This window comes from Aureispira anguillae, from assembly GCF_026000115.1.
Taxonomy (GTDB): domain Bacteria; phylum Bacteroidota; class Bacteroidia; order Chitinophagales; family Saprospiraceae; genus Aureispira; species Aureispira anguillae.
In genome coordinates this window covers 886,174-908,752 of record NZ_AP026867.1, presented here as the reverse complement: position 1 = coordinate 908,752, position 22,579 = coordinate 886,174, and the positions used below count along the sequence as shown (strand labels likewise).

Here is a 22,579-nt window from a genome sequence, read left to right as displayed (position 1 = left end):
ACAAATGGCTCTCGCAAAAAAATTACTATTAGTTGTCCTTTTAGCTGCTTCTCTGTACTTTGTTTTTGCCCCCAAAAAAAATAATCCCCTCTCGTCTCCTTCTACCACCAATGTTCCATCTAATACCAAGGAGGATCACCGCAGAGCACCTCCCCCACCTAAAAAAGTAAAAAAGGGGATTCAAAAAAAACGATATAAAGATGGTCAAGTCTATTATATATATGTTCCTCCTAAATTGGCAAAAAACCCCGATTTAAATACCCAAGTGCTTGCCATCATTCATGGTTATACAGGACAAACTAACGGAAAAAAAGGACAGAGCATTGCACTTAAGAACATGAAGCGCTTTATTGACTATGCCAATGATTACAATACGCTTTTAATTGCTCCCCATTTTAGTGAAAAAACATTTGACAATGACTACCAAAGGCTTAATCTTGATGGCACTAGAGCAGATTTAAGGTTATTAGATTTGGTTCAGGTGCTCAAAGGGACATTTCACCATCTCGACACCAACCAACTCAGTCTTTTTGGTTTTTCAGGAGGAGGGCAATTTGTTCATAGGTTTTGCGCATTTCACCCACTTCGAATCCATAAAGCCGTCGTTAGTGGCTCTGGTTGGTATATGTGGCCCGATCCGACTATCAATTACCCTCTAGGAACCAATTTAAAAAAGTTTACTGCTGTTGATTACATTGATCTCCATTTATTGGCAAAAACTAACATTCAGGTTTTAATTGGAGAACACGATACCCAACAAGGAGCCTTTCGCACGGAATATAAAGACATCAACATCAACACCATGCAAGGCAACAGCCGCTTTTTGAGGGCTCAAAAATGGGTGAATGCAATGAATCGCTATGCCCTTCAAAATGGGATTGATTCCAAAATCACCTTAACTGTAATCCCCGATACAGAACATCAAACAAGCAATGAATTGATTGATGCAGCCTATGATTTTTTGTCTACTCCCTATGAATAAAGAAAGTCGCATTAGTTGAACAATAAGCTCTTCTAATACGACTTTTCACCACTAAACAAATTTTACATTAGTACGCCTATGTACCAATACACATGAATTCATTTTTTTAGATGTTGCCCCCCATCTTTTATTGCTTAATTATTTTCTTAGTATACGTTCCCTCTTTGGTTTTTATTGTTAAGAAGTATATGGCAGTAGGTAATTTATTGAGATTCCACTGAACCGTTTGTTGTCCTGTTAATACTGTTTCTATTAGCATACGCCCATTCACATCTACCAAACAAGCGGTTCCTTCCTCTATTACTTCATCCAATACAAGGCTAAGCTTTCCTATTGTTGGATTCGGAAAAACACGAACTCCCAATGCATACTCGGTTGAAGAAAGCCCATTTACAATGATGTTAAAACAACTAGAAGTATCCAGACAGTTGTTAAAATTGATGATTACTCCATAGTTTCCATTTGCTGTTGGCGTAAAGCTTTGATTCGTAGCTCCTACTATTGAGGTATTACCATTATTACAATCTATCCACTGGTAACTTGCTCCACTTTGGTTAGCGGTTAACGTCAAACCATTTAAACTAAGCATTGTATCTATGGTATTTATTGTCAAATTTAACGTCACTACAGAGTCGCATCCTAAGGCATTGGTTAAGGTATGCGTTGCTGTATTGTTGCTAGAGGTGTAAGTATTCCCATCTATCCATGTATAAGAACTACAGACCGTTTGTACATCTACTCCACTCGTCGGGTTATTTATTGTTAAATTTAATGTCACTACAGAGTCGCATCCTAAGGCATTGGTTAAGGTATGCGTTGCTGTATTGTTGCTAGAGGTGTAAGTATTCCCATCCATCCATGTATAAGAACTACAGGCCGTTTGTACATCTACTCCACTCGTCGGGTTATTTATTGTTAAATTTAACGTCACTACAGAATCACAGCCTGCTGCATTGGTCAAGGTATGCGTTGCTGTATTGTTGCTAGAGGTGTAAGTATTTCCATCCATCCATGTATAAGAACTACAGGCCGTTTGTACATCTACTCCACTCGTTGGGCTATTTATTGTTAAATTTAACGTCACTACAGAATCACAGCCTGCTGCATTGGTCAAGGTATGCGTCGCTGTATTGTTGCTAGAGGTGTAAGTATTCCCATCTATCCATATATAAGAACTACAGGCCGTTTGTACATCTACTCCACTCGTTGGGTTATTTATTGTTAAATTTAATGTCACCACAGAGTCGCATCCTAAGGCATTGGTTAAGGTATGCGTTGCTGTATTGTTGCTAGAGGTGTAAGTATTCCCATCTATCCATGTATAAGAACTACAGGCCGTTTGTACATCTACCCCACTCGTTGGGCTATTTATTGTTAAATTTAACGTCACTACAGAATCGCATCCTAAGGCATTGGTTAAGGTATCAATATAAATTCCTGAACTGGTATAAACCTGACCATTATAGGTATAATTCGTACAAGCTATTGGGGTGATGGTGTCATATGTTGAAAGGCATATTGTCCCCCCAAACTTTGTAATAAAAGGATTTCCAGATTCCCAGCCGACCAAATAAACATCATTCAGATTATCTGTAACACAGCCAAATCCTCTATCGATACTTGTTCCTCCATAATAAGAAGACCATTCTCGCAGCCCTAGATTGCTAAATTTTGTTATAAAGGCATCTTCACTTCCCCCATTAATAATTTGATACCCCCCAGAAGCAATAGAATCTATAGATGAGGTAAATCCAGCTAGATAAACATTATTCAGGTTATCTGTAGTACAAGCATAGCCCCAATCACTTCCACTGGCACCATAATAAGACTCCCACTGGCGATGACCATTATCATTATATTTTGCTATAAAAGCATCTGTTGCACCACCGCCATATGTTGTTTGATGCCCAGACATCAAAAGATTGTTCGATGCTGTTTCTCCAACCAAAAAAATATTATTGCCGTTATCTATCGCACAACTATGTGCCTTATCTTCATTGGCGCCTCCATAATAATGTCCCCACTGACCAACACCATTGCTATTAAATTTAGCGATATAAGCATCTCCATTTCCTCCTCCATACGAAGTGGTAAAGCTTCCAAAATTAATATTATTACTAGACTCTGTCTCCCCTACCAAGTAAATATTATTGGCATTGTCTATAGCACAATCAAATGCTACATCTCTAAAAGTTCCCCCATAGTAAGAGCCCCATTGGCGTACCCCATTATTACTAAACTTTACCATAAAGGCATCAAAATTTCCACTACGACTATTTTGATGTCCCCCTAAAGCGATATTCGTTGAAGAAAGTGTTGAGCCAACCATATAAATATTATTAGCATTATCAACCGCACAGCCCCAACTTTGATCGCTAGAAGTTCCCCCATAGTAAGAGCCCCATTGACGTACCCCATTACTATTAAATTTCACTACAAATCCATCTTCTAATCCTCCTCCATAGGTATTTTGGGCACCGCTAGAAGCTATATTATTAGTAGAACTTGTATTGCCAACTATATATACATTATTGGCATTATCAACCGCACAACCTCTTGCGATATCACTACCACTTCCTCCATAATAACTAGCCCATTGGCGCACCCCACTGCTATTAAATTTTGCAATAAAAGCATCCGTTCCCCCTCCATTGGTATTTTGGTGTCCTCCAGATGCAATATTTGAAGTAGCACTAGTAAAACCAATCAAATAAACATTATTGAGATTATCAACTACACCATCCATACCAATTCCTCCTCCTCCTCCATAGTTTACCGTCCAAACTAAATTAGGGTCAATTACCAATACTCTATTTTTGTCGTACGTCCCTAAATTAAAATGAATCACCGCTCCATCTAAAACAAAATTAGTACGTACTTTTTTCTCCCCTTGAAACGAAATAGGTGCTTGTTCTGTAATTGTTCCCATAGCATTAGATAGAGTAAAGCTGCCGTCCTTGTTTATTCTTAAATCTTCATGGTGTTTAAATTCCAACTGAATCTGGTTAGGATCGGCTCCTGGTTGTACGATAAAATCATACTTTAGCCCTTTTTCTGTCGTGTAAATCACCCAATCAATTCCTGGATAAACTTCTTTGTAGGTCAATTTTTTGAAGTTATACACTCCCAAACTATTGTGATTATAATAATTTGTATAATCGTTGCTTTTACCTTCTGCTATGATTTGCGCCTTAGGATTTGCATCAACCAAATTCATATCCATACGGTAGGTTTCGGTATAGATTTGTTGGGCTAATTCCTGTTGCTCTTTCAAGTATGTTTCTGTCAATTCTTTTTTTGACTGTTCTTTGTTGTATCCCTCTGGAAAATGAACCTTGCTAAATTGGTAAGCAATACCTGTCGGCAACATAAAAACATTGGTTCCCCCTTGTCGGTAATGATACTTTACATAAGCAGCAACTTGGGCTTCAGTATCTAAAACCTGCCCTTTATTCTCTTCAAAATTAATTTGGGCCGATTGCATAAAGGAACTAGCTTGTGCTAATTCTGTCATAGCTTGCCCATAAATTTTTCCTGTTATGCCAAAAAGAAAAAGAAGATAAAATAATTTCATTGTTAATCGCTTTTATTTAAACTTAGTAGAAACAACTTTTAAGCGCATAATACGCCGCTGTTTTTATAAAACGTATCCACCAAAAGTAAATGAAGGCTACAACAAATCAAAAGCAACGTTTAGCTTCCTTTCACGTATTCAACAACCACAACCAACCACAACCTACTAAAAATCAACAAATTAAAACCACAACACATAAAACATTCACCTCCACTCTATCATCAAATAGAATCAACTCGATTAGACGTATAAAATGCACGGAAACGAATTGTCAATGAAAACTATCATAAAATAACAAGGCAGGTAAAATTTATTATTCATCTTCCTAAATTTTTATATTTGCTCTCCCCTCCTTATACTAATCCATAATTTGTATTACTTGATTCTTATTGACCGTCTATTAAATTTTTTTTATGCCAAAAACAATAGATTACGCTTTGACCTTTTTACAAAAAGATCATCTTAGTGCTATCCTAGAAATTTGTAAAACGCAATTTGGAGCTGATTTTTTATCCCCATCTCTATTAAATTGTTACTTGCAGGATAAGAACAAATTTTGTCATGTTGTAGAACACAACAATCAAGTGATAGGCTTTTCATTAATGGAAATTGCTTCCAGAAAAGAAGTTGCTCAAAAAATGAAAGGGGAACAAGCTTGGTTTTCAGCCTATTTCGAAGCTTATGACCAAGTTGGTTATCGATCTTTGACTGCTGTTGCACAGAACTTTGAGGGCAATGGTGTTGCGAGTTTTTTAGTACAAAAGGGCTTAGAATTTCTCTCTCATAAAGTTGAACTTGTCGTTTGCGATGCATGGAAATCCGAAGCAACCCACATTGGGTCTATTTTGGAGCGTAACGGTTGTATAGCAGTAAAGGAGATTCCTAATTTTTGGACTGAGGAAAGCCTACGGGAGCACTATCACTGTACAATTTGTGGACCTCCTCCTTGTCAATGTACCGCTGTTATTTATGCCCGATATTTTCCCCGTCAAAAGCAATACTGGTGGGAAAGAGCAGATTTAAACTATAAAAACAAAACCTTAGAATTAGCACACACCAATATTTCCGATTTCATTCAAAACAAAGCAACCCCTATTTATATTTATGATTTGGATAGAATTGTTTACAAATACCAACAATTGGTTGCTGCCCTAGCGAGGTTTAAAGTTCCCTTTAAGATTTTTTATGCCATGAAAGCCAATCGACACCCTGCGATTTTGAGCCATCTAAAAGCTAGAACCAATGCAGGAATTGATGTTTGTTCTCCCAATGAGTTAGAGCGAGCCTTGCAATATGGATTTAAGGAAACACAAATTACTTATACAGGAACTTCTCTATCCAATAAAGACTTAGAAGTCTTAGCTCAACACCATCAAATTTGTATCAATTTTGATTCTCTCAGTGCTCTTCGTCGGTTTATTCCATTGACCAACGTTCGAGAAATTGGCATTCGAATCAATCCCAATATAGGCATGGCTTATAACCAAAGTCTAGAATATTCGGGCAATGACATTGTAAAATTTGGCATCTACAAAGATCAGTGGAAAGCATTAAAACATTTAATCGATAAGTCACCACTTTCTATTACAACAGTCCATTGTCATTCAGGGTCTGGCTTTTTGACCGAGCAGTTACAACGTCTGCCGCTTATTTTTGAGCAGATCGATCAATTTTTGACCTTATTCCCAAGCATAAAGACCCTCAACCTTGGTGGTGGCTTAGGGGTTCCACAAAACGAAGGGGATCAAGTATTGGACTTGGATGAATGGGCACAACTCATTTGTGAATATGCAAAAAAAAGAGCCTTAAAGATAGCCTTTGAACCAGGAGATTATTTAGTAAAAGATGCGGGCATCTTGGTCACTCAGGTTAATACTGTAGAACAAAAAATGGGCAAATTATTTGTTGGCGTGGATGCAGGTATGAATATGAACTATGAATATGCTTATTATAACATGAATTTAGAAGCGGTTCCTGTGCAAGAGCCCCTCCACCAGAAGTCCATAAAAGCAACCATTTGTGGGAATATAAACGAGCCCATCGACCTCTTTTCGGAGGATAAACCGCTGCCCATTGTGAAGGAAGGTGATTATCTAGCACTACTCAATAGCGGTGGTTATGGAGCTTCAACTAGTTCCAATCACTGTATGCGGGGAGATTTTAAAGAATATACCATTTGCAAATAAATTACAGCACAACAACACTAAGTAGACTGTAAGTAGATGGACAAAAATAATTAACATTAAATTGTTCATCTACTTACTTACATTAGTTCGTTAAAAACTACATCCAACTGATAATCAAATAAATAAAGCCAATAACTTTTGCATTTTTGACAAAAAAATCAATGAACTATTATACTTACTAAAACATAACTTAATGAAATACAGAGGAATCATCCCTTTTTCGGGAGGCATCGATAGCACAGCAGGGTTATACCTAACACTTACTCAACATCCTAATGACCAGTTTTTAGTTTTTAAGGTCAATTTAATTAATGGGGAATGTGCAAGCCGTACCGTCAAAGAAGAACAAGCCGTTAATGCAATTTTAGATGAATTGCGAAAGATGGGAATTTGTAATTTTACTTTTCGTCGATTGTCATTCGATTATTCTCAGTTGGGTCCCCCTCCTATTTGGGATAGTGAAGCGGTTAATTTTGCTGCGGCAACTTGTCTTAGAGCTCATCCCGAAATTTATGAATTGATAGAAGGAGCTATTGCCGATGATTATTTGCAAGAAGGCTTTCAAGATCGATTGGATCAAATCGAAAAAATACTCTATCTAGTTAGTGAACGAACAAAAGAAAACCTAAAAATTGTCTTCCCACTCAAAGAAATGCCTAAGTATGAAGTGATGAAAGCAATTCCTCCTGCTATCTTAGCACTTACTTGGTCTTGTCGTTATCCTGAAGGTGCAGCCAATTGGGAATTAAAACGTTGTCATAAGTGTTCGACCTGTTTGATTATTGATGAGGTATTACAAAAGCATCCTAATGAGTTTGAATATTAACGATTAAATTGGTAACTTGAATAGTTGTTCATTTAAGTATATTCCTAATACCCACCAGTAATAAGAACTTCGCAATCCCACTAAATATATTCCCAATGAAATACCAATTCTTATGCTTATTATTGTGTTGCGCATTTTCAAGTTTTGCTGACAATTACGAACCTAAAGATGTCGCTGAGTTACAAGCACAATACAATTTGTTGATTGATCTACGGAATGAAGGGAGTATTTCAGAAGGTGTATTTGAAGAAAAAACAACCTATTTAGAACAACTCGCAATCAATAAGTTTCAGGTAGACATTGAAGGCTTAGGGCTTCAACAAATCGTTCCTGCACAACGGATTGACTGGATTGGCTCTGCTTTTTATGTCATCTCAGCTCTATTGTTATTGGTTATTTTAGGACCTTTACTAACAATACTATTCAAGCCAATAGTACGCTTCATAAAGCAATTTATGAACACTAAAATTGTCCAAAAAATTATACAAATAGCAACTGCGGTCATCAAAAAGACTTGGGAAGCCTTAGCCTATATTAGTTTATTTTTATTGTTTTATTTTTTCCGACATGAATACGCCACTTTAGTTACCTCCTTTGCATTAGGATCACTTGTTTCTTATAGCATTTACCTTCGCAAAGGAAAAACTAAAGCAACTGTTTACCGTACTATTGGCGCTTGGGTCTTGACTATTCTATGGGGGCTAATTGCTTATTTTGGCAACAATAGCTTTGTTGGATTTATGGCGGTTGCTTCTTTTATTTCAAGCATTGGGTTCTTTTTCTTCATGAATTCGGGGTTAATTCTACTAGGTTTTAAGAAAGACGACACCTTTTTTCTGTTGCGATTAACCCTTTTTACCTTTGTCCTCACCTTATTATCTTGGTTAATTTTTTATACCAATTATGTGCCTGTTTTAAGTGCACTAAAACCTCATCTGCGTGTATTTGAGACTGGTATGGTTTCCTTAATTCCACTCGTTGCTTTTTTAGGATTATTTTACATCAATTTTATTTACACCTACCGTGATGATTTATTCAAAAAAATCGCCTTAGAAACGATTGCATTAATTCTTGCATTAGCTGTTCTGGTAATTGCTTTGCTCTATGGCATTGGCAGTATGTTTTGGATTGGTTTGTTGTCTACCATTTGGTTTTCGGCAGACAAATATTATTGGTTGGTGTACAAAAAAGTAGATTTTGTTTGGGCGGGTCTAATTTTAGCCATATTGCTGGCTGGTATAGGTTCTTGGATCAAGACAAATTTACCAATGATTATGGAACAGTTGGAATTTCTCAATTTATAAAAAAAAAAGACCACCCTTAACGGATGATCTTTTTTTTTACCTCGGAACTATTAAAAACCTATCGTAATTCTAATTTACCAACGTGAAGTGCATTGCCTTGCTCATCTGAAAGGCGATACAAATAAACACCTGATGATAAATCGTTGCGTTCTATCGTAATCGTAGTGTTACCTTTTAAGGCTCTAGATGCTACTTTTTTACCTAAAATGTCATAAAGATTAAAGATCATGGGTTGATCTTCTCCATCTACTATCTTAAGTGTTGCTTGCTCATTCATTGGATTAGGATATATTTGAACCTCCAATGCTGATTTAGCAGTAGTTTTAGCTGTTCCAACAGGAATATAGATCTCAAATCCATTGGGCAAAACCAAAGAAGGCACACCACAACTTGTAATATTATTAATCACAACATCATAGAAATCATGTCCACCTACTGAAGGAATCCAAGATGGTATAGCAAACGTTACATCGGCTTGACTTGGATCAGAAGGATTAGGCACTATGTTCGTTGCATAGATATAAGCACCATTTGAACTATTATACAAATACAGATCCGCTATGTTAACTTGGTTAAAGTCAACATTTGGCGCCGTAATTGTTGAAGTGACCGTTTGCCCCCATTGCCCATAATTCGGAAATACAGACTGAATATGCGGACTCGTCAGAGAATTGATATTTATTGCATTGGAATCAACAAGAGTAATTGTGTCGCCACATCCTGTTGGAACCCCGTCAATCTCTAAATGGTACAATCCACAATCACTAGCCGATGGGTTAAAATCAACCGTTGCTCGTGAGTGATAAAGAGGATCAGGCGTTAAATTGCTGGCTGCAAGTGTAGCCCCCGTAGTAGCATGTACCAAACGCATAACAAAACTAGTAGATCCCTGCATAAAGTTAATATCATACCCCGATAAATCGACCGATAGAGTTTGTCCTGTTAATCCTGTGGTTGGAGATATCCAACTAATCTGAGGATCCAATGTCGCATTAACCGTTACAGCATTCGGATAAGTAACTGCCGCCCCTCCACAAGGATCAGCTCCGTAGATAGATAAGTCATAACTACCACAAACAGCTGGTATATAAGGAAAATAAACTGTTGTTTGTGTAGGATCAGACAAACTAGCAGAGTGATTATAGGTACTAGTGCTTGCACCAGTAGTGGTATTCGTCAATTGGAAATAAAGCCAAGATCCCTGCTGGAAGTTTACGCCTGTTCCTGAAATATTAACAGACAATGGTCGTCCCCCTTGTGCGGTATCGGGGCTTACACTGTCAATTTGTGGACTAACAGTAAGTCCATTAATTAACAAACCACCAGGCAAGCAAGTCGGGCAATAATTGGCAGAAGTTGTATAACAAACATCGTAGGCTCCTGAACAAAAATAATTCGGAATGGATAAATCTACATTAACACTATCTACCAAGATGGTATTGTAAGTTGTAGGGTACAAGGTTTGCCCAGTTGTTGTATTTCTGAAATAGACGGTTAACGTACCTTGTGTAAAATCAACTCCTGTTCCCGAAATACCAACTGGTAACGTTTGTCCTGCATTTGCCACACCTGGATTAACGGCTGTAATCTGTCCATTTAACCCATTAATGTAAAGTGCATTGGGAAAATAAAGCGGGCAATTGCCCCCTGAATAAGCATGAAGATTGTAAGAACCTTCACAAATATTCGATGAAATAGGCAGCAATATGCTCAAAGAATCATTGTTGATCACATTGTAAGTAAGGGGATAAAGCGTTTGTCCTGTTGAAGCATTCTGGAAATAAACCGTTGTGCTTCCCTGTAGAAAATTTGTCCCAGTTCCTGAAATCTGAATAGGAAGTAGTTGTCCAGCAGTAACCGTATCTGGATCTACACTTGTAATTTGAGCACAACTAACCGTAAAGGCATTGGGATAAGACATTTGCCCATCAATCGGATTGTTGACCCATAAAGTTGCTGGTCCACAAGCACCACAGGGTAAATAAAAGTCTACGGTCATATTGGTATTCGTGACTCCTCCATTGACATAACCATATACCGTTTGACCGCCTACATTTGCTGTCACATAGGTAGCACTCCCTTGTGCAAAATGAGTATTGGTTCCAGAAATTCCGACCGACAGACTTCCGCCTTCTGGTACAGGATTCTGAGAAGGTACTACAGTGCTAATTGACTGTGCCTGTAGTACTATTCCTCCACAAAAACAGAGAAGGAATATTAGCAAGTTTTTTTTCATAATTTTTGTACTTTAATGGTTTGATGAATTATTTAATATCGAGGTAAAATAATCGGTTTGTTCTGCGCTTATCTTTTGCTGTTCTTGGGCAACAAAAAGCAAATCCAAATGAATTTGTTCGCTTAATGTTCTATGGTATTCCTGTGCTTGCTGATGAATGGTGATTTGCCATTCTTGCTTTGTCGAAAAGTCTCGTATTAATTGATGTAATGGTTCTAATGCTGGTATTTTTAATAAGTCTTCGGCATAACGCTTGCAAATTGTAGTCAAAAATTGCAAAAAACGCTGCTCTTTATAATCGCCAGGAATACAATTGCCTAAATATGTGAGGGCTTCCAGTGTTTTGCCTTCATTGTAGCTCATTGCCGCCATATTCATATTGACATCGGGAAAATGAGGAGCAAATTCGAGTACCTGTTTAAAATATTTTTGAGCATCTGACAACTGATTTAATTCAAAATAAGTTGCTCCTAGATTATTAAGGGTATGAAGATGATAAGGATGTAATGCGTTAGATTGTTTGAATGCCTCCAACGCTTCTGGCAATCGCCGTTGAAAATAAAATGCTTCGCCCTTGTACCAACTAATTGGCGTAGCAGCAGGATCTAGACGATAGCTCCAATGATCGGCCAATGCCAATTCTGTGAGAACGCCATGGTATTGCTTTTGGCTTCTCGCCGTCAATGCTTTTTTGCAATGCGTTTCGGCTTGCCAACGCTGCCCCATAAAAAACAGTCCAAACGCTGCAATAAGAGGAATAAAATAGACTAGGTTTGCTGCTGATATGCGATCTCCTTTTTCCTTGGCGATAAACAATTGATGGTAATGCCAACTATAAGCCATCAAAATTCCCGTCCAAAGCAAATGAACAGGACGTTCTTTAGGAAAATCAACCAGACTAAATACAGCAAAAGCAATTATTCCCCCTGTTATTGCCAAGGTAGAATAATACTCCTCTGTTCCTTGCACCTCTTTTCTAAGGAGTAATTGAAGATTGTAGTATAAAACGATCCCGATAATAAATAAATAAGTAAGACCTCCTAACAAGCCCAGTTCACTCATTACCCATAAATAATCATTGTGGGGTCGTTGAAAAAATATCTGCCCTTGTTCGGATCGCAAACCATCTATACTATACTTTGGAAAATGAATTTTCCAATTGCCTAAGCCCACCCCCAATAAAGGGTGTTCTTTTATCATTTCTATGGTATTTTCCCATAATACTAAACGTTCTTTGATCGTCTCTGTATGTTCGTTTTTGGTGTCTTCATAGGTAAATATAGCTTGTACTCGTTGCACAGGTGCATTGGCTATAATTTCTTGACTACTCAAAAACCAAACAAGCCCTCCTCCTAAAATTAGGCACCCTCCTATCATTCCCAAATACTTGGGGCTTACTATTTTTTTGCGTTCAGAAGGTTTTGCCAATAACAACAGCACGCCAACCAAAATTCCTACGCCCATTCCTAACCATGCTGCACGGCTCTGGGTCACTAAAATTAAAAAGAGTGCTAGCCCAATCGCTCCAATGGCAATGCCTTTCCATATTTTTTCTGTGCTATTAGCATACAACAAAAAGCTCAAAGGCACACTCAGTAATAGCCCTGTAGCTAAGAGGTTTTTGTGTTCAAATGTCGAATTGACAACATATAGAATCTTATCTTGATCCAATTGATTGACAATAGACACAAATTCAAACAAGCCAATTCCTCCGACAATTAGAGCCGCCACCGTTGTTGCTTTCATAAACAGCACAGAACTTCCTTTTTCCTTCAACAAAAAGGTCGTCAAAAGAACCGTACTAAACCAACAAAAAAGCTTTAGCCATTCTAAAATACCATCTGATAAACTTAATGCATTGGTCAAAGAAAACAGCCCCAACAATAAATAAGCAATCAAACTAACTCCCAATGGGCTAGTTATAAATTTATGGCTATGGATATGAAAAGCTTGTCGCTCTTTAAATAATAAAAGACTTACAGTAAGAAGAATGCCAACTAAGAGCAAAGTAATCCGAGGTATTGTTACTGTATCTATTAATCCATTAATCATAATTAATGGTAAAAGCAACAAACAAAGCGACCAGATCCTTTTGGTCAAAAACATAGGTTTAATGGTTTAATAGCAATCATTTTTTAACAACTTTCTCAATACAAGTATCAAAAACATGGTCAAAAAACAGATAAATTTAGTTTTGAAGAGGGTAAAATAAATCCATTGATTATTCCCGCATAAAACGTATAATTGGTTTTATAGAAATGATAAATAAACTATATTTTTTATTCGCTTTTAGATAGCTCTAAAAAGCCCTGATTTTATATACATCCACTAAATCGTTGGGGAGATTTAGAATACAGCTCTTTAAGTTTTTCTAACTGGAAAAGTTATTTAGTATTTTTCTTCTGAGTACAGGACAAACTATAAAACGAAGTGCTCACGAGCAAAGCGAGCTAAACAGGTAAAGGATACTTATAAAGTACAGTTTAAGCTAAAACTATGTTTCGATCTTAGATTCTAGACCCTATAACAGCCTAATAGGGTCTAGAATCTAAAAGTGCAACGATCTAAATAATTCCATTAATCCCTTACTTTATTTAAGTCCAATTGTTTAGCTACTAGCTCACTTCGTTCGTGAGGTCGCTACGCTTAGTTCGTTCCTCATGAGCGGGCTTTGCCTTTGTAGCTTTAGCTACAAGCTTACATCGTTCACTTCGTTCATACTTATAGTTCGCTTTGCTCGTGATATAGTTTGTCTTGTACACAGATTTTTCTTAAAAAGCTTTATGTCTGTTCGCATAGAAAACCAGCAAAAAATAAAAATAATTTCTATTTATACTTTTTATTCAATAGCAAAGATAAACTATTCCATCCTTAGATGCAAGTTGATATTTTAATCTTAACTAATATAAGTTAGCTATCTTTCATTTACCCCATCTATTTTTGGAATAGCACGTTTCGGGTTGCCTGATTTCTTTGAATCTAGTATGTTTGTACAATGGAAACAACAATTAATTATCAGAGAATCGAAAAGGCATTGCATTTTATTGCCAATAATGTACCTGCCCAACCAAAAGTTGGGGATATTGCTGCTCATTTAAATATGAGCAAGCATCACTTCCAGCGCATATTTAAAGCATGGGCAGGTATTTCTCCAAAACAATTTCTACAGTTTTTAACCTTACAAAATCTCAAAAAAGAAATTGAGGCTTCTAAAAATTTACTTGAATTGACGGAAAAAGTAGGCTTATCTACTCCTTCCAGAACCTATGATTTATTTGTCAAAATAGAAGCCTTGAGTCCAGGAGAATATCAACAGAAAGGGAATGGAATAACAATACAATACGGTAGTCATTCTAGTCCTTTTGGCACTTGTTTTCTAGCGCAAACAAAACGAGGTATTTGCGCCCTAGATTTTATTACCAACTCTGAAGAAGCTGCCCTCAAAAATCTAAAAAGCCGTTTTCCCAAAGCCACTTTTATAGAAGACAATAATGCCACTGGAGCTAAAGTAGAACAGATATTCAGCCCTAGCTCAACAGCATCAAGCCCTATACCTTTGTTGTTATCGGGAACTCCCTTCCAACTTAAAGTATGGGAAGCCTTAATCAATATTCCTTTTGCTAACCTCCAATCCTATCAACAGATTGCCCAGTTTATTGGCAAGCCCAAAGCGAGCAGAGCAGTAGGTTCTGCAATTGGTCAAAATCATATTGCTTATTTGATCCCTTGTCATCGGGTGATTAGATCTATTGGTGCAATTAGTGACTACAAATGGAATAAGGCTAGAAAGGTTGCTATGATTGGCTGGGAAAAAGCACAGATTGAGGATTGAACTTACTAAAAAAGAGCTTATATCTATTGACTACAGAAGAAGATATCTTTTTTATATAAAAAAATTTCCGTATATTAATGCATCATTTCAATAAGTAATTGAATGTTAAAACTTTTCAAAAATCCCTTTGTACAATTAATAAATCCTCACTATGCCCGAAAGAGACTATATCCAAGAAGAAGAAAAACATAACATTAATGCAAAAACTTGGCAAGATTCCTCTAATCTAACTACTCAAGCCCCCCACGAAAAAGAAATAACGGAAGCTAATTCCATTCAACAAGAAGCTCCCCCTAAAGCATCTAAAGAGGAACAGTTAGCCCTAGAAAAATGGCGTAATTCTTCGGATTTTCAGGCTGGTTTGCAAGATATTTTGCCAACAGATACAGCAGCTACGCCTTCTGAACAAGATATTAATTTGCGCAATTTTATTGAAAAATGGCAGCGTGAACACGACGAATCAGAAGACGATAACAGTGAAATGACAGCAACTGAAAATACCACAGGTCTTCCCGATGATCTCAAATCTGGCTTGGAGGCTTTATCTGGGATTAGTTTAGATGATGTAAAGGTTTATTACAACTCTCCTTTGCCTGCTTTATACAACACACATGCCTTTGCGCAAGGTACCAATATTTACATTGGTCCTGGACAAAAAAAGCACCTTGCTCATGAAGCTTGGCACGTAATACAACAAAAACAAGGTCGAGTAAAACCAACGCTGCAAATGGAGGTAGAGGGAAATTCGGTAGATGTCAACCAAAGAAAGGATTTGGAAAGTGAGGCAGAGAAGATCCATCAACAAGTTCCTGTAGGAAACGATAAAATACAACAAGTTGCAAATAGCAATAAAAAGAAAAAGGGCAAAAAATTAGGCACCAAAAATGAAGTTTTGCAAGGTGCTTTTGTAACTCCTCATACAACAAAAATAAACGATGAAAAACTGCCCAACGAATCCAATGGTGGAAAGTGGAGTGGTGCGGAATTAGATGCCTCCAAAGGTTCTCCAACCAATGGTGATGTTAGAGCAGTATCTAGTGCGGTACAAAATCTCATTGGAGGAACTTGGGTAGCTGGACACATGCTAAATAAGCATCTAGGAGGCTCAGGAACTAATTGGGAGAATATAACGGCTATCTCTAGCGCCGATAATAGCGCCCACCATTCTCAGGTTGAAAGAAGTGCCAAAGAAGCATTTGCGAATGGGGAATTAAAAGAGTATTGGACAGTCATTACAGAACGAGCAACATTAGTCCATAAAGGTACTAATGATACCATTGATGGGCTAGCTTCCAAAATGAATGCAGGTTGGAAAGACAGCAATAATAAAGTACAAAAAAATACAGTTATTAACTTAGGTCCAAGATCTGGTATTCCTGGTGTTGAAAACTGGAGTGTTACTTATAAGAGTACAGGACACTCTTCAGGTGAATTAGCATCTAGCACTACAAAAATAACTTCTGAAGAAACATATTACGCTATGACTGATGGCGTTGTTAGTCATTACATCACTAATCCAGATGACGCAAAAAAAGCAGTTAACTTGCTAATTGTAAATGATTACATCCCTAATCAGCCTATTAAAAAAAGTTTTGATGAGGAAGATTTAATGATTCTTATATCTAATTTATTAATAGAAAGGAGAATAGATGGTCCCGAACAAGTTGATAAATTCTTAAAACCATTATTACTAGAAGCATTAGACAGTGATACATTGATGTTATAAGCATAAATGGGTGGACAAAAGAGTAGATTACTCTGTGAGGGTCTTGCCATTGGTTTATTGTAATGTATTTTTTAGCCTTTATACAGCAAACTAAGACCATAAGCAATAGTACACTAAAGGAGAATTTCCTACGTCATTAATTTACTTAGTTTCTCTCCCCCAATAAGATAACTCCTTACGCCTATTTTAATCCCAGCTTTAGTATGTTTTTACTAGAAGAAAAAACAAAATTTTCCGATAGCCAGCTTTGGGCACTTCAACGAGCTTATTATGAGCAAAAAGGAGTAGAAGCTTGGAGCAGTGGAACCGTTCCCCATTATATTACAAGTAATCCTGTTGTTGGTAAAACCTATGCAGAATTGGTACTTGCTTTTTTGCGAGATTTATCCCTCAAAAAACAAAGTACTCAGACCGTCTATTTGTTAGAATTGGGTGCAGGACATGGTAGATTTTGTTATCATTTTTTTAAGCATTTTGAAAAATTTTATACGCAAAGTGCCCTTAAACTTCCTCCCTTTTGTTATGTTTTAAGTGATTTTACAACTTCCAATTTTGAATTCTGGAAAACTCACCCTAGATTAGGGCCTTACTTGGAAAAAGGTTGGTTGGATTTAGCACTTTTTGATGCCGAAAAAGATACTGAACTTAAGCTTGAATATCAAAATAAAGTACTTGGAATTAACAGCTTAGAACAACCATTGATCGTAGTTGCCAATTATTTTTTTGACAGTATTCCTCAAGATTTATTTAAGGTTCAAAATCAGCAATTGTTTGATTGCTTAGTTAGCTTGCATACAGCATCTGACCCTGCTGAACAAGATTCGACAGAATTGTTGGCTACTTTAGAATTAGTCTATGAGTATCAAACAACAAAATTTGATGCTTATCAAGCAAGTCCTCCCATCAAAAAATTACTAGAAGAATATCAAAAAAAGTTATCCAATACACATTTTTTATTCCCAAAAGTTGGGCTAAAATGCATCGAACGCCTAAGGAAATTATCTAAAAAAGGTCTGCTCTTATTAAGTGCAGATAGAGGCGAACATCATTGGTCTAAATTGGAGGCGCAACCATTGCCTACGAGGGCAATCCATGGAAGTTTTTCTTTAGCGGTCAATTATCATGCTTTTAAAACGTATTGTACCCAAGAACAAGGATTGGCACTCTTTCCGCTTCATCAACATCTAAGCCTAAATTTGGGCTGCCTGCTGTTCCTTCCTGAAGCTAGTTCTTATCTAGAAACGAATAATGCTTATGAGCGCTTTGTCAATGATTATGGTCCTGATGATTTTTTTATCCAAAAGAAATTTGTAGAGCAACATATTGAGGATTTATCCTTTCGAGATATTATAGCAACCCTAAGGTTAAGTGCTTATGATGCTCAAATTTTTCTTCAAATTTCTCCCCATTTACAGGGCTTAATTGATTCGATAACCGATCATGAACGCTGGGTCTTGTATCAAGCCATCCATCGAATCTGGGACAGTTATTACCCTTTGGGAGAGGATAATAAATTAGCGTTTGAATTAGGTAACCTACTCTTCCAACTTCGTTTTTATAGAGAAGCCATTATCTATTATGATTTTTCACTCAAAATCTACGGTTTATCAGCAATTGTATTGTATAATATCGCTTTATCTTATTGCTTATTAGACGAATATTCTAATGCGTTACCGATTATAGAAGAACTAAAAAAACACAATCCAGAAAATAAAGACTTAGCAATGCTTGTGGAAAAATTTGCTCCTGTCGCCTCCCATCCTAGTAAATAAAAAAAGCTGCCTAAAATTTAATTTTAAGCAGCTTCTTATACACATATTATTAAGTAACCATTAATCTATATTAGTTCAACAACTCATAGATACCAGCAATACCTTGCCCACCACCTACACAAGCAGTAACCATACCGTATTTTTGGTTGCGTCTACGCATTTCGTTGAACAATTGGATGCTCAATTTAGCTCCTGTACATCCTAGTGGATGCCCCAAAGCAATTGCACCACCATTTACATTGACAATATCAGGATTTAGACCTGCTTCTTGAATAACAGCCAAAGACTGCGCTGCAAATGCTTCATTTAATTCTATCTGATCGATATCAGATAATTTTAAACCTGCATAGCTCAATGCTTTTGGGATAGCCGCACAAGGACCAATTCCCATATACAATGGATCAACCCCTGCTACAGAACAAGATACCATACGAGCAATTGGCGTTAAATTCAAATCTTTAACCATTTGCTCACTCATTACCAAAACAAAAGCAGCTCCGTCTGACATTTGAGAAGAGTTACCAGCTGTTACAGAACCACCTTGTGCAAATACAGCACGCAATTTTCCTAGCCCTGCAACGGTTGTTTCTCTACGAACGCCTTCATCTGTATCTACCGTCCATTCGTTCTCTACTCGTTTACCATTTACTACTTTTACTTCCTTTACATTAACAGGAGCAATTTCATCTTTAAATCTCCCTGCATCAATAGCTGCTGCTGCTTTTACATGAGAATTGTAAGAGAACTCATCTTGTGCCTCACGACTAATGCCGTACTTATTGGCAACTGCTTCTGCTGTCAAGCCCATTCCCACGATATAATCAGGGTTATTCAACCCTACTTCATAACTTGGAGACAACTTATATCCAGTCATTGGGATCAAACTCATGCTCTCTGTTCCACCTGCCACATAACAATGTCCCATTCCTGCTTTAATTTTAGCCACTGCCATCGAAATTGTCTCCAATCCTGATGCACAATAACGGTTAACCGTAACCCCTGGAACTGGCTTGCCCAATGCACGCAGTGAAATTTGACGACCAATTTGTAGCCCTTGCTCTCCTTCTGGATTGGCACAGCCCACAAAAACATCATCTACTGTGTGTGGATCAAAATCGACTTTATCAGCCAAATACTTAACTACTTCTACCGCCAAATCGTCTGAGCGGAAGAAACGGAAACCACCTTTTTTGGCTCTTCCTACTGCAGAACGATAACCTGCAACAATATATGCTTCCATTTTTTTATTTTTTAGACGTAAGTTATAAGTAGAAAGTCATAAGTCTTTCTATCATAACCTCACGATTATTTTTTTGATAATGATTGTTTCAATTTAAAATTCATCTTTTGAATATAATGTAGCATATCCATCGCTTCCTTTATTTCTTCAGATGACAATAACTTCATTTTTTCAACTAATAACAATTGCGTTTCTAATTCGAATGCAGAACCTTGCGCAAATCCTAAAAATTGAGCGAATTGAGGAGATGATCCTCTCCCCGAACCCTCTGCAATATTAGAGGATATAGAAACAGCAGCTCTACGCATCTGACTAGTTAAACCAAACTTTTCAGTATTGGGCAACTTAGCCGTTAAGTCGTAAATTATAATGGCTAAATCCATTGCCACCTTCCATATTTTTAAGTCTCTAAAATTATTTTGCATTCGCTTCATTTTTTGATTAAACCACAAGTAACATAACACATACGACTTGCAACTTACTACTAGTTACGAAGTGGTTTATTTTTCTCCAGCATATGCTGAATGCGTTGCAAGGTTTTTTGTTCACCACACAAGCTCAAGAATTCTTGGCGTTCAATATCCAATAAATACTGCTCAGATACTTTTTGTGCACTTGTTAAGTCACCACCACATAGTACTGAGGCAACTTTTTTAGCAATCAAGATATCGTGTTCAGAGGCATATTTACCCAATCTCAAGCTTTCGGCAGCAACGTATAAGGCACCCAATCCGCCACGACCCAAGACAAGGATTTCGTTTTTAGGAGCAGGCTGTGTATAATTAGGCGCTAATTCCAATACTTTCTTTTTGGCTTCGCCCAATGTTCTAGATACATTTACACTCACTTGATCAATACCTGGACGCAAATACCCTTGCTTGAATGCTTCACCAGCAGAAGTAGCAACAGAAGCCATCGCAATCGTTTTGAATTTTTCAATCAAGGTAGGAATTTGAACATCACCAGGACCAAATTCTTGGCTAGCACGCAAAGCAAATTCTTTGGTTCCACCACCACCTGGAATCAGACCAACTCCAACTTCAACCAAACCAATATAAGATTCCGCAGAAGCAACAACAGCATCAGAGTGCATAGAGAATTCGCAACCACCACCAAATACATATCCTTGTGTAGCAATAACAACAGGAATAGAAGAGTAACGAATACGCATGCTTGTTTTTTGGAATACGTCAATTGCCATGTTCAACTCATCCCAATCTTGCTCGTATGCCATCATAGCAATAGCCATCAAGTTGGCACCAACAGAAAAATGTTCTGCATTATTACCAATTACCAAACCTTTCCAATCGCCTTCCTCGGCAATTTCAATGGCTTGATGTACCCCTCTAATAACGCCTTCACCCAATGAATTCATTTTAGAACGGAACTCAAAACAAAGTACTCCATCGCCAATATCATGCAAGGCTGCATCCGAATTTTCCCAAACAATAGAAGAAGAACGGATATTGTCCAAGATAATAAACTCTTCTGTTCCAGGAACAACTTGATAAGACTGAGAAGCAATATCATAATACTTTTGAACATTGTCTTCCAACTTGTAGAAGCTCTCATGCCCAGCAGCAACCATATCTTTTACCCATTGTGCAACAGATTGACCATCTGCTTCAGCCATGGCAATTCCTTCTTTTATACCTACCATATCCCAGTACTCAAAAGGACCTACCTTCCAAGCAAAACCTGAGCGTAAGCCATCGTCTATAGAATATAAGTGGTCTGCAATTTCAGGAATTCGGTTAGAAACATAAGCAAACAAACCAGCCAAAGAACGCTTAACCAATTGAGCACCTGGGTCTGCACTGTATTTTTCATTGCAGAACGTACGTACTTTTCCTCTTAACGTATCGACCTGTTTAACAGCATCTAGCACGGGCATTTTTACTCGCTGTGTAGGTGCATATTCCAATGTTTTTAGATTCAATCCTAGTTTGATTTTACGACCACTAGCATCTTTTTCTTTGGTACGCTCATAAAATCCTTTCTTAGTCTTGTTTCCTAAGAATTTGTTTTCCAACATAAAATTCAAATATGCTGGCATTTTAAAGGCACTTGCTTGTTCATCATTAGGGCAATTGTTAACAATTCCCTTGATTACTTTCTCAGCAGTATCCAAGCCTACCAAATCGCCCAAAGCAAAGGTTCCTGTACGAGGACGTCCAATCGCATCTCCTGTCAATTTATCAACAGCTTCAATTGGCAATTCTAATTCTTCGGTCAATTGAAAAATCTTAGCCATTGCATAAACCCCTACTCGATTGGCAATAAATGCAGGAGTGTCTTTACACATTACCGCACGCTTACCCAAATAACGATCAGCATACATCATAAAGAAATCCAATACAGCTGGATCTGTTTTAGGACCTGGGATTACCTCAAACAAACGCAAGATACGAGGAGGATTAAAGAAGTGCGTTCCGCAGAAATTCTTTTGGAAATCCTCACTGCGTCCTTCTGACATCATGTGAATTGGAATCCCAGAAGTATTGGAGGTTACCAAAGAACCAGGCTTACGATATTGATCTACTTTCTCAAAGATTTGCTGTTTAATGTCTAAACGCTCTACAACAACTTCAATAATCCAGTCGCAATCACTAATTTTCTCAAAATCATCGGTAAAGTTACCCGTAGTAATTTGTGCCGCAGTTTTAGTATCATAAAATGCAGATACAGGTTTGCGGTTTTTAATACAAGCTTTTAGGGCAGCATTAACAATTCTATTGCGTGCTGCTGGATTATTTTTTTCTTCTTCCTTTAGGTCAAATGGTACGATGTCCAACAACAATACTTCAAGACCAATGTTAGAAAAGTGTGCTGCAATTCCAGAGCCCATGACTCCAGATCCCAATACAGCTACTTTTTTGATTCTTCTACTCATCCTTGTTT

At 37.4% G+C, this 22,579-nt stretch carries 13 protein-coding genes; 7 read left to right on the top strand and 6 right to left on the bottom strand.

Features of this window, described 5'->3' with window-relative positions; genetic code table 11:
* Positions 1-4 precede the first annotated feature (4 nt).
* Positions 5-982 carry an alpha/beta fold hydrolase gene (locus tag AsAng_RS03255; protein ID WP_264791350.1) on the top strand — a complete coding sequence of 326 codons (978 nt, stop codon included), beginning with the start codon at positions 5-7 and terminating at the stop codon, positions 980-982.
* Between the two features lie 127 nt (positions 983-1,109).
* On the opposite strand, the gene AsAng_RS03250 is transcribed toward AsAng_RS03255, so the two are convergent.
* Positions 1,110-4,556 carry a DUF7948 domain-containing protein gene (locus AsAng_RS03250; RefSeq protein WP_264791349.1) on the bottom strand — a complete coding sequence of 1,149 codons (3,447 nt, stop codon included), beginning with the start codon at positions 4,554-4,556 and terminating at the stop codon, positions 1,110-1,112.
* 413 nt (positions 4,557-4,969) lie between these two features.
* Here AsAng_RS03250 and AsAng_RS03245 point away from each other — a divergent pair, with 413 nt between their 5' ends.
* The 3 genes from AsAng_RS03245 (at position 4,970) to AsAng_RS03235 (ending at position 8,872) form a co-directional block, all read left to right on the top strand.
* A complete protein-coding gene (locus tag AsAng_RS03245) occupies positions 4,970-6,742 on the top strand; it encodes a diaminopimelate decarboxylase (RefSeq protein ID WP_264791348.1) in 1,773 nt (590 codons plus the stop codon).
* Between the two features lie 193 nt (positions 6,743-6,935).
* Positions 6,936-7,568 (top strand): 7-cyano-7-deazaguanine synthase, encoded by a 633-nt coding sequence (locus AsAng_RS03240; protein ID WP_264791347.1) that lies wholly within the window; start codon positions 6,936-6,938, stop codon positions 7,566-7,568.
* Between the two features lie 95 nt (positions 7,569-7,663).
* Entirely contained in the window at positions 7,664-8,872 is a 1,209-nt protein-coding gene (locus AsAng_RS03235; RefSeq protein WP_264791346.1) for a hypothetical protein, read from the top strand.
* Positions 8,873-8,930: 58 nt separating this feature from the next.
* Here the strand turns inward: AsAng_RS03235 and AsAng_RS03230 are convergent, their stop codons facing one another.
* Both AsAng_RS03230 and AsAng_RS03225 read right to left on the bottom strand, forming a co-directional pair.
* Positions 8,931-11,108, bottom strand: coding sequence for a T9SS type A sorting domain-containing protein (locus AsAng_RS03230; RefSeq protein ID WP_264791345.1), 2,178 nt, complete (start codon positions 11,106-11,108; stop codon positions 8,931-8,933).
* A gap of 12 nt (positions 11,109-11,120) precedes the next feature.
* Complete coding sequence (locus AsAng_RS03225; RefSeq protein WP_264791344.1) at positions 11,121-13,208, bottom strand: O-antigen ligase family protein; 2,088 nt, start codon at positions 13,206-13,208, stop codon at positions 11,121-11,123.
* An 895-nt stretch (positions 13,209-14,103) separates the two neighbouring features.
* Between AsAng_RS03225 and AsAng_RS03220 the strand changes: the two genes are divergently transcribed.
* From AsAng_RS03220 to AsAng_RS03210, 3 genes are all read left to right on the top strand, one after another.
* Positions 14,104-14,940, top strand: a complete 837-nt coding sequence (locus AsAng_RS03220; protein WP_264791343.1) for a methylated-DNA--[protein]-cysteine S-methyltransferase — start codon at positions 14,104-14,106, stop codon at positions 14,938-14,940.
* A gap of 151 nt (positions 14,941-15,091) precedes the next feature.
* A complete protein-coding gene (locus tag AsAng_RS03215; protein WP_264791342.1) occupies positions 15,092-16,666 on the top strand; it encodes an eCIS core domain-containing protein in 1,575 nt (524 codons plus the stop codon).
* A 203-nt stretch (positions 16,667-16,869) separates the two neighbouring features.
* Positions 16,870-18,438, top strand: coding sequence for a tetratricopeptide repeat protein (locus AsAng_RS03210; protein ID WP_264791341.1), 1,569 nt, complete (start codon positions 16,870-16,872; stop codon positions 18,436-18,438).
* 70 nt (positions 18,439-18,508) lie between these two features.
* Here AsAng_RS03210 and AsAng_RS03205 read toward each other — a convergent pair whose 3' ends face one another.
* The 3 genes from AsAng_RS03205 to AsAng_RS03195 form a co-directional block, all read right to left on the bottom strand.
* On the bottom strand, positions 18,509-19,678 hold the full coding sequence (locus AsAng_RS03205) for a thiolase family protein (protein ID WP_264791340.1): 1,170 nt from the start codon (positions 19,676-19,678) through the stop codon (positions 18,509-18,511).
* Between the two features lie 65 nt (positions 19,679-19,743).
* A complete protein-coding gene (locus AsAng_RS03200) occupies positions 19,744-20,112 on the bottom strand; it encodes a four helix bundle protein (protein WP_264791339.1) in 369 nt (122 codons plus the stop codon).
* Between the two features lie 50 nt (positions 20,113-20,162).
* A complete protein-coding gene (locus AsAng_RS03195) occupies positions 20,163-22,571 on the bottom strand; it encodes a 3-hydroxyacyl-CoA dehydrogenase/enoyl-CoA hydratase family protein (protein ID WP_264791338.1) in 2,409 nt (802 codons plus the stop codon).
* Positions 22,572-22,579 lie beyond the last annotated feature (8 nt).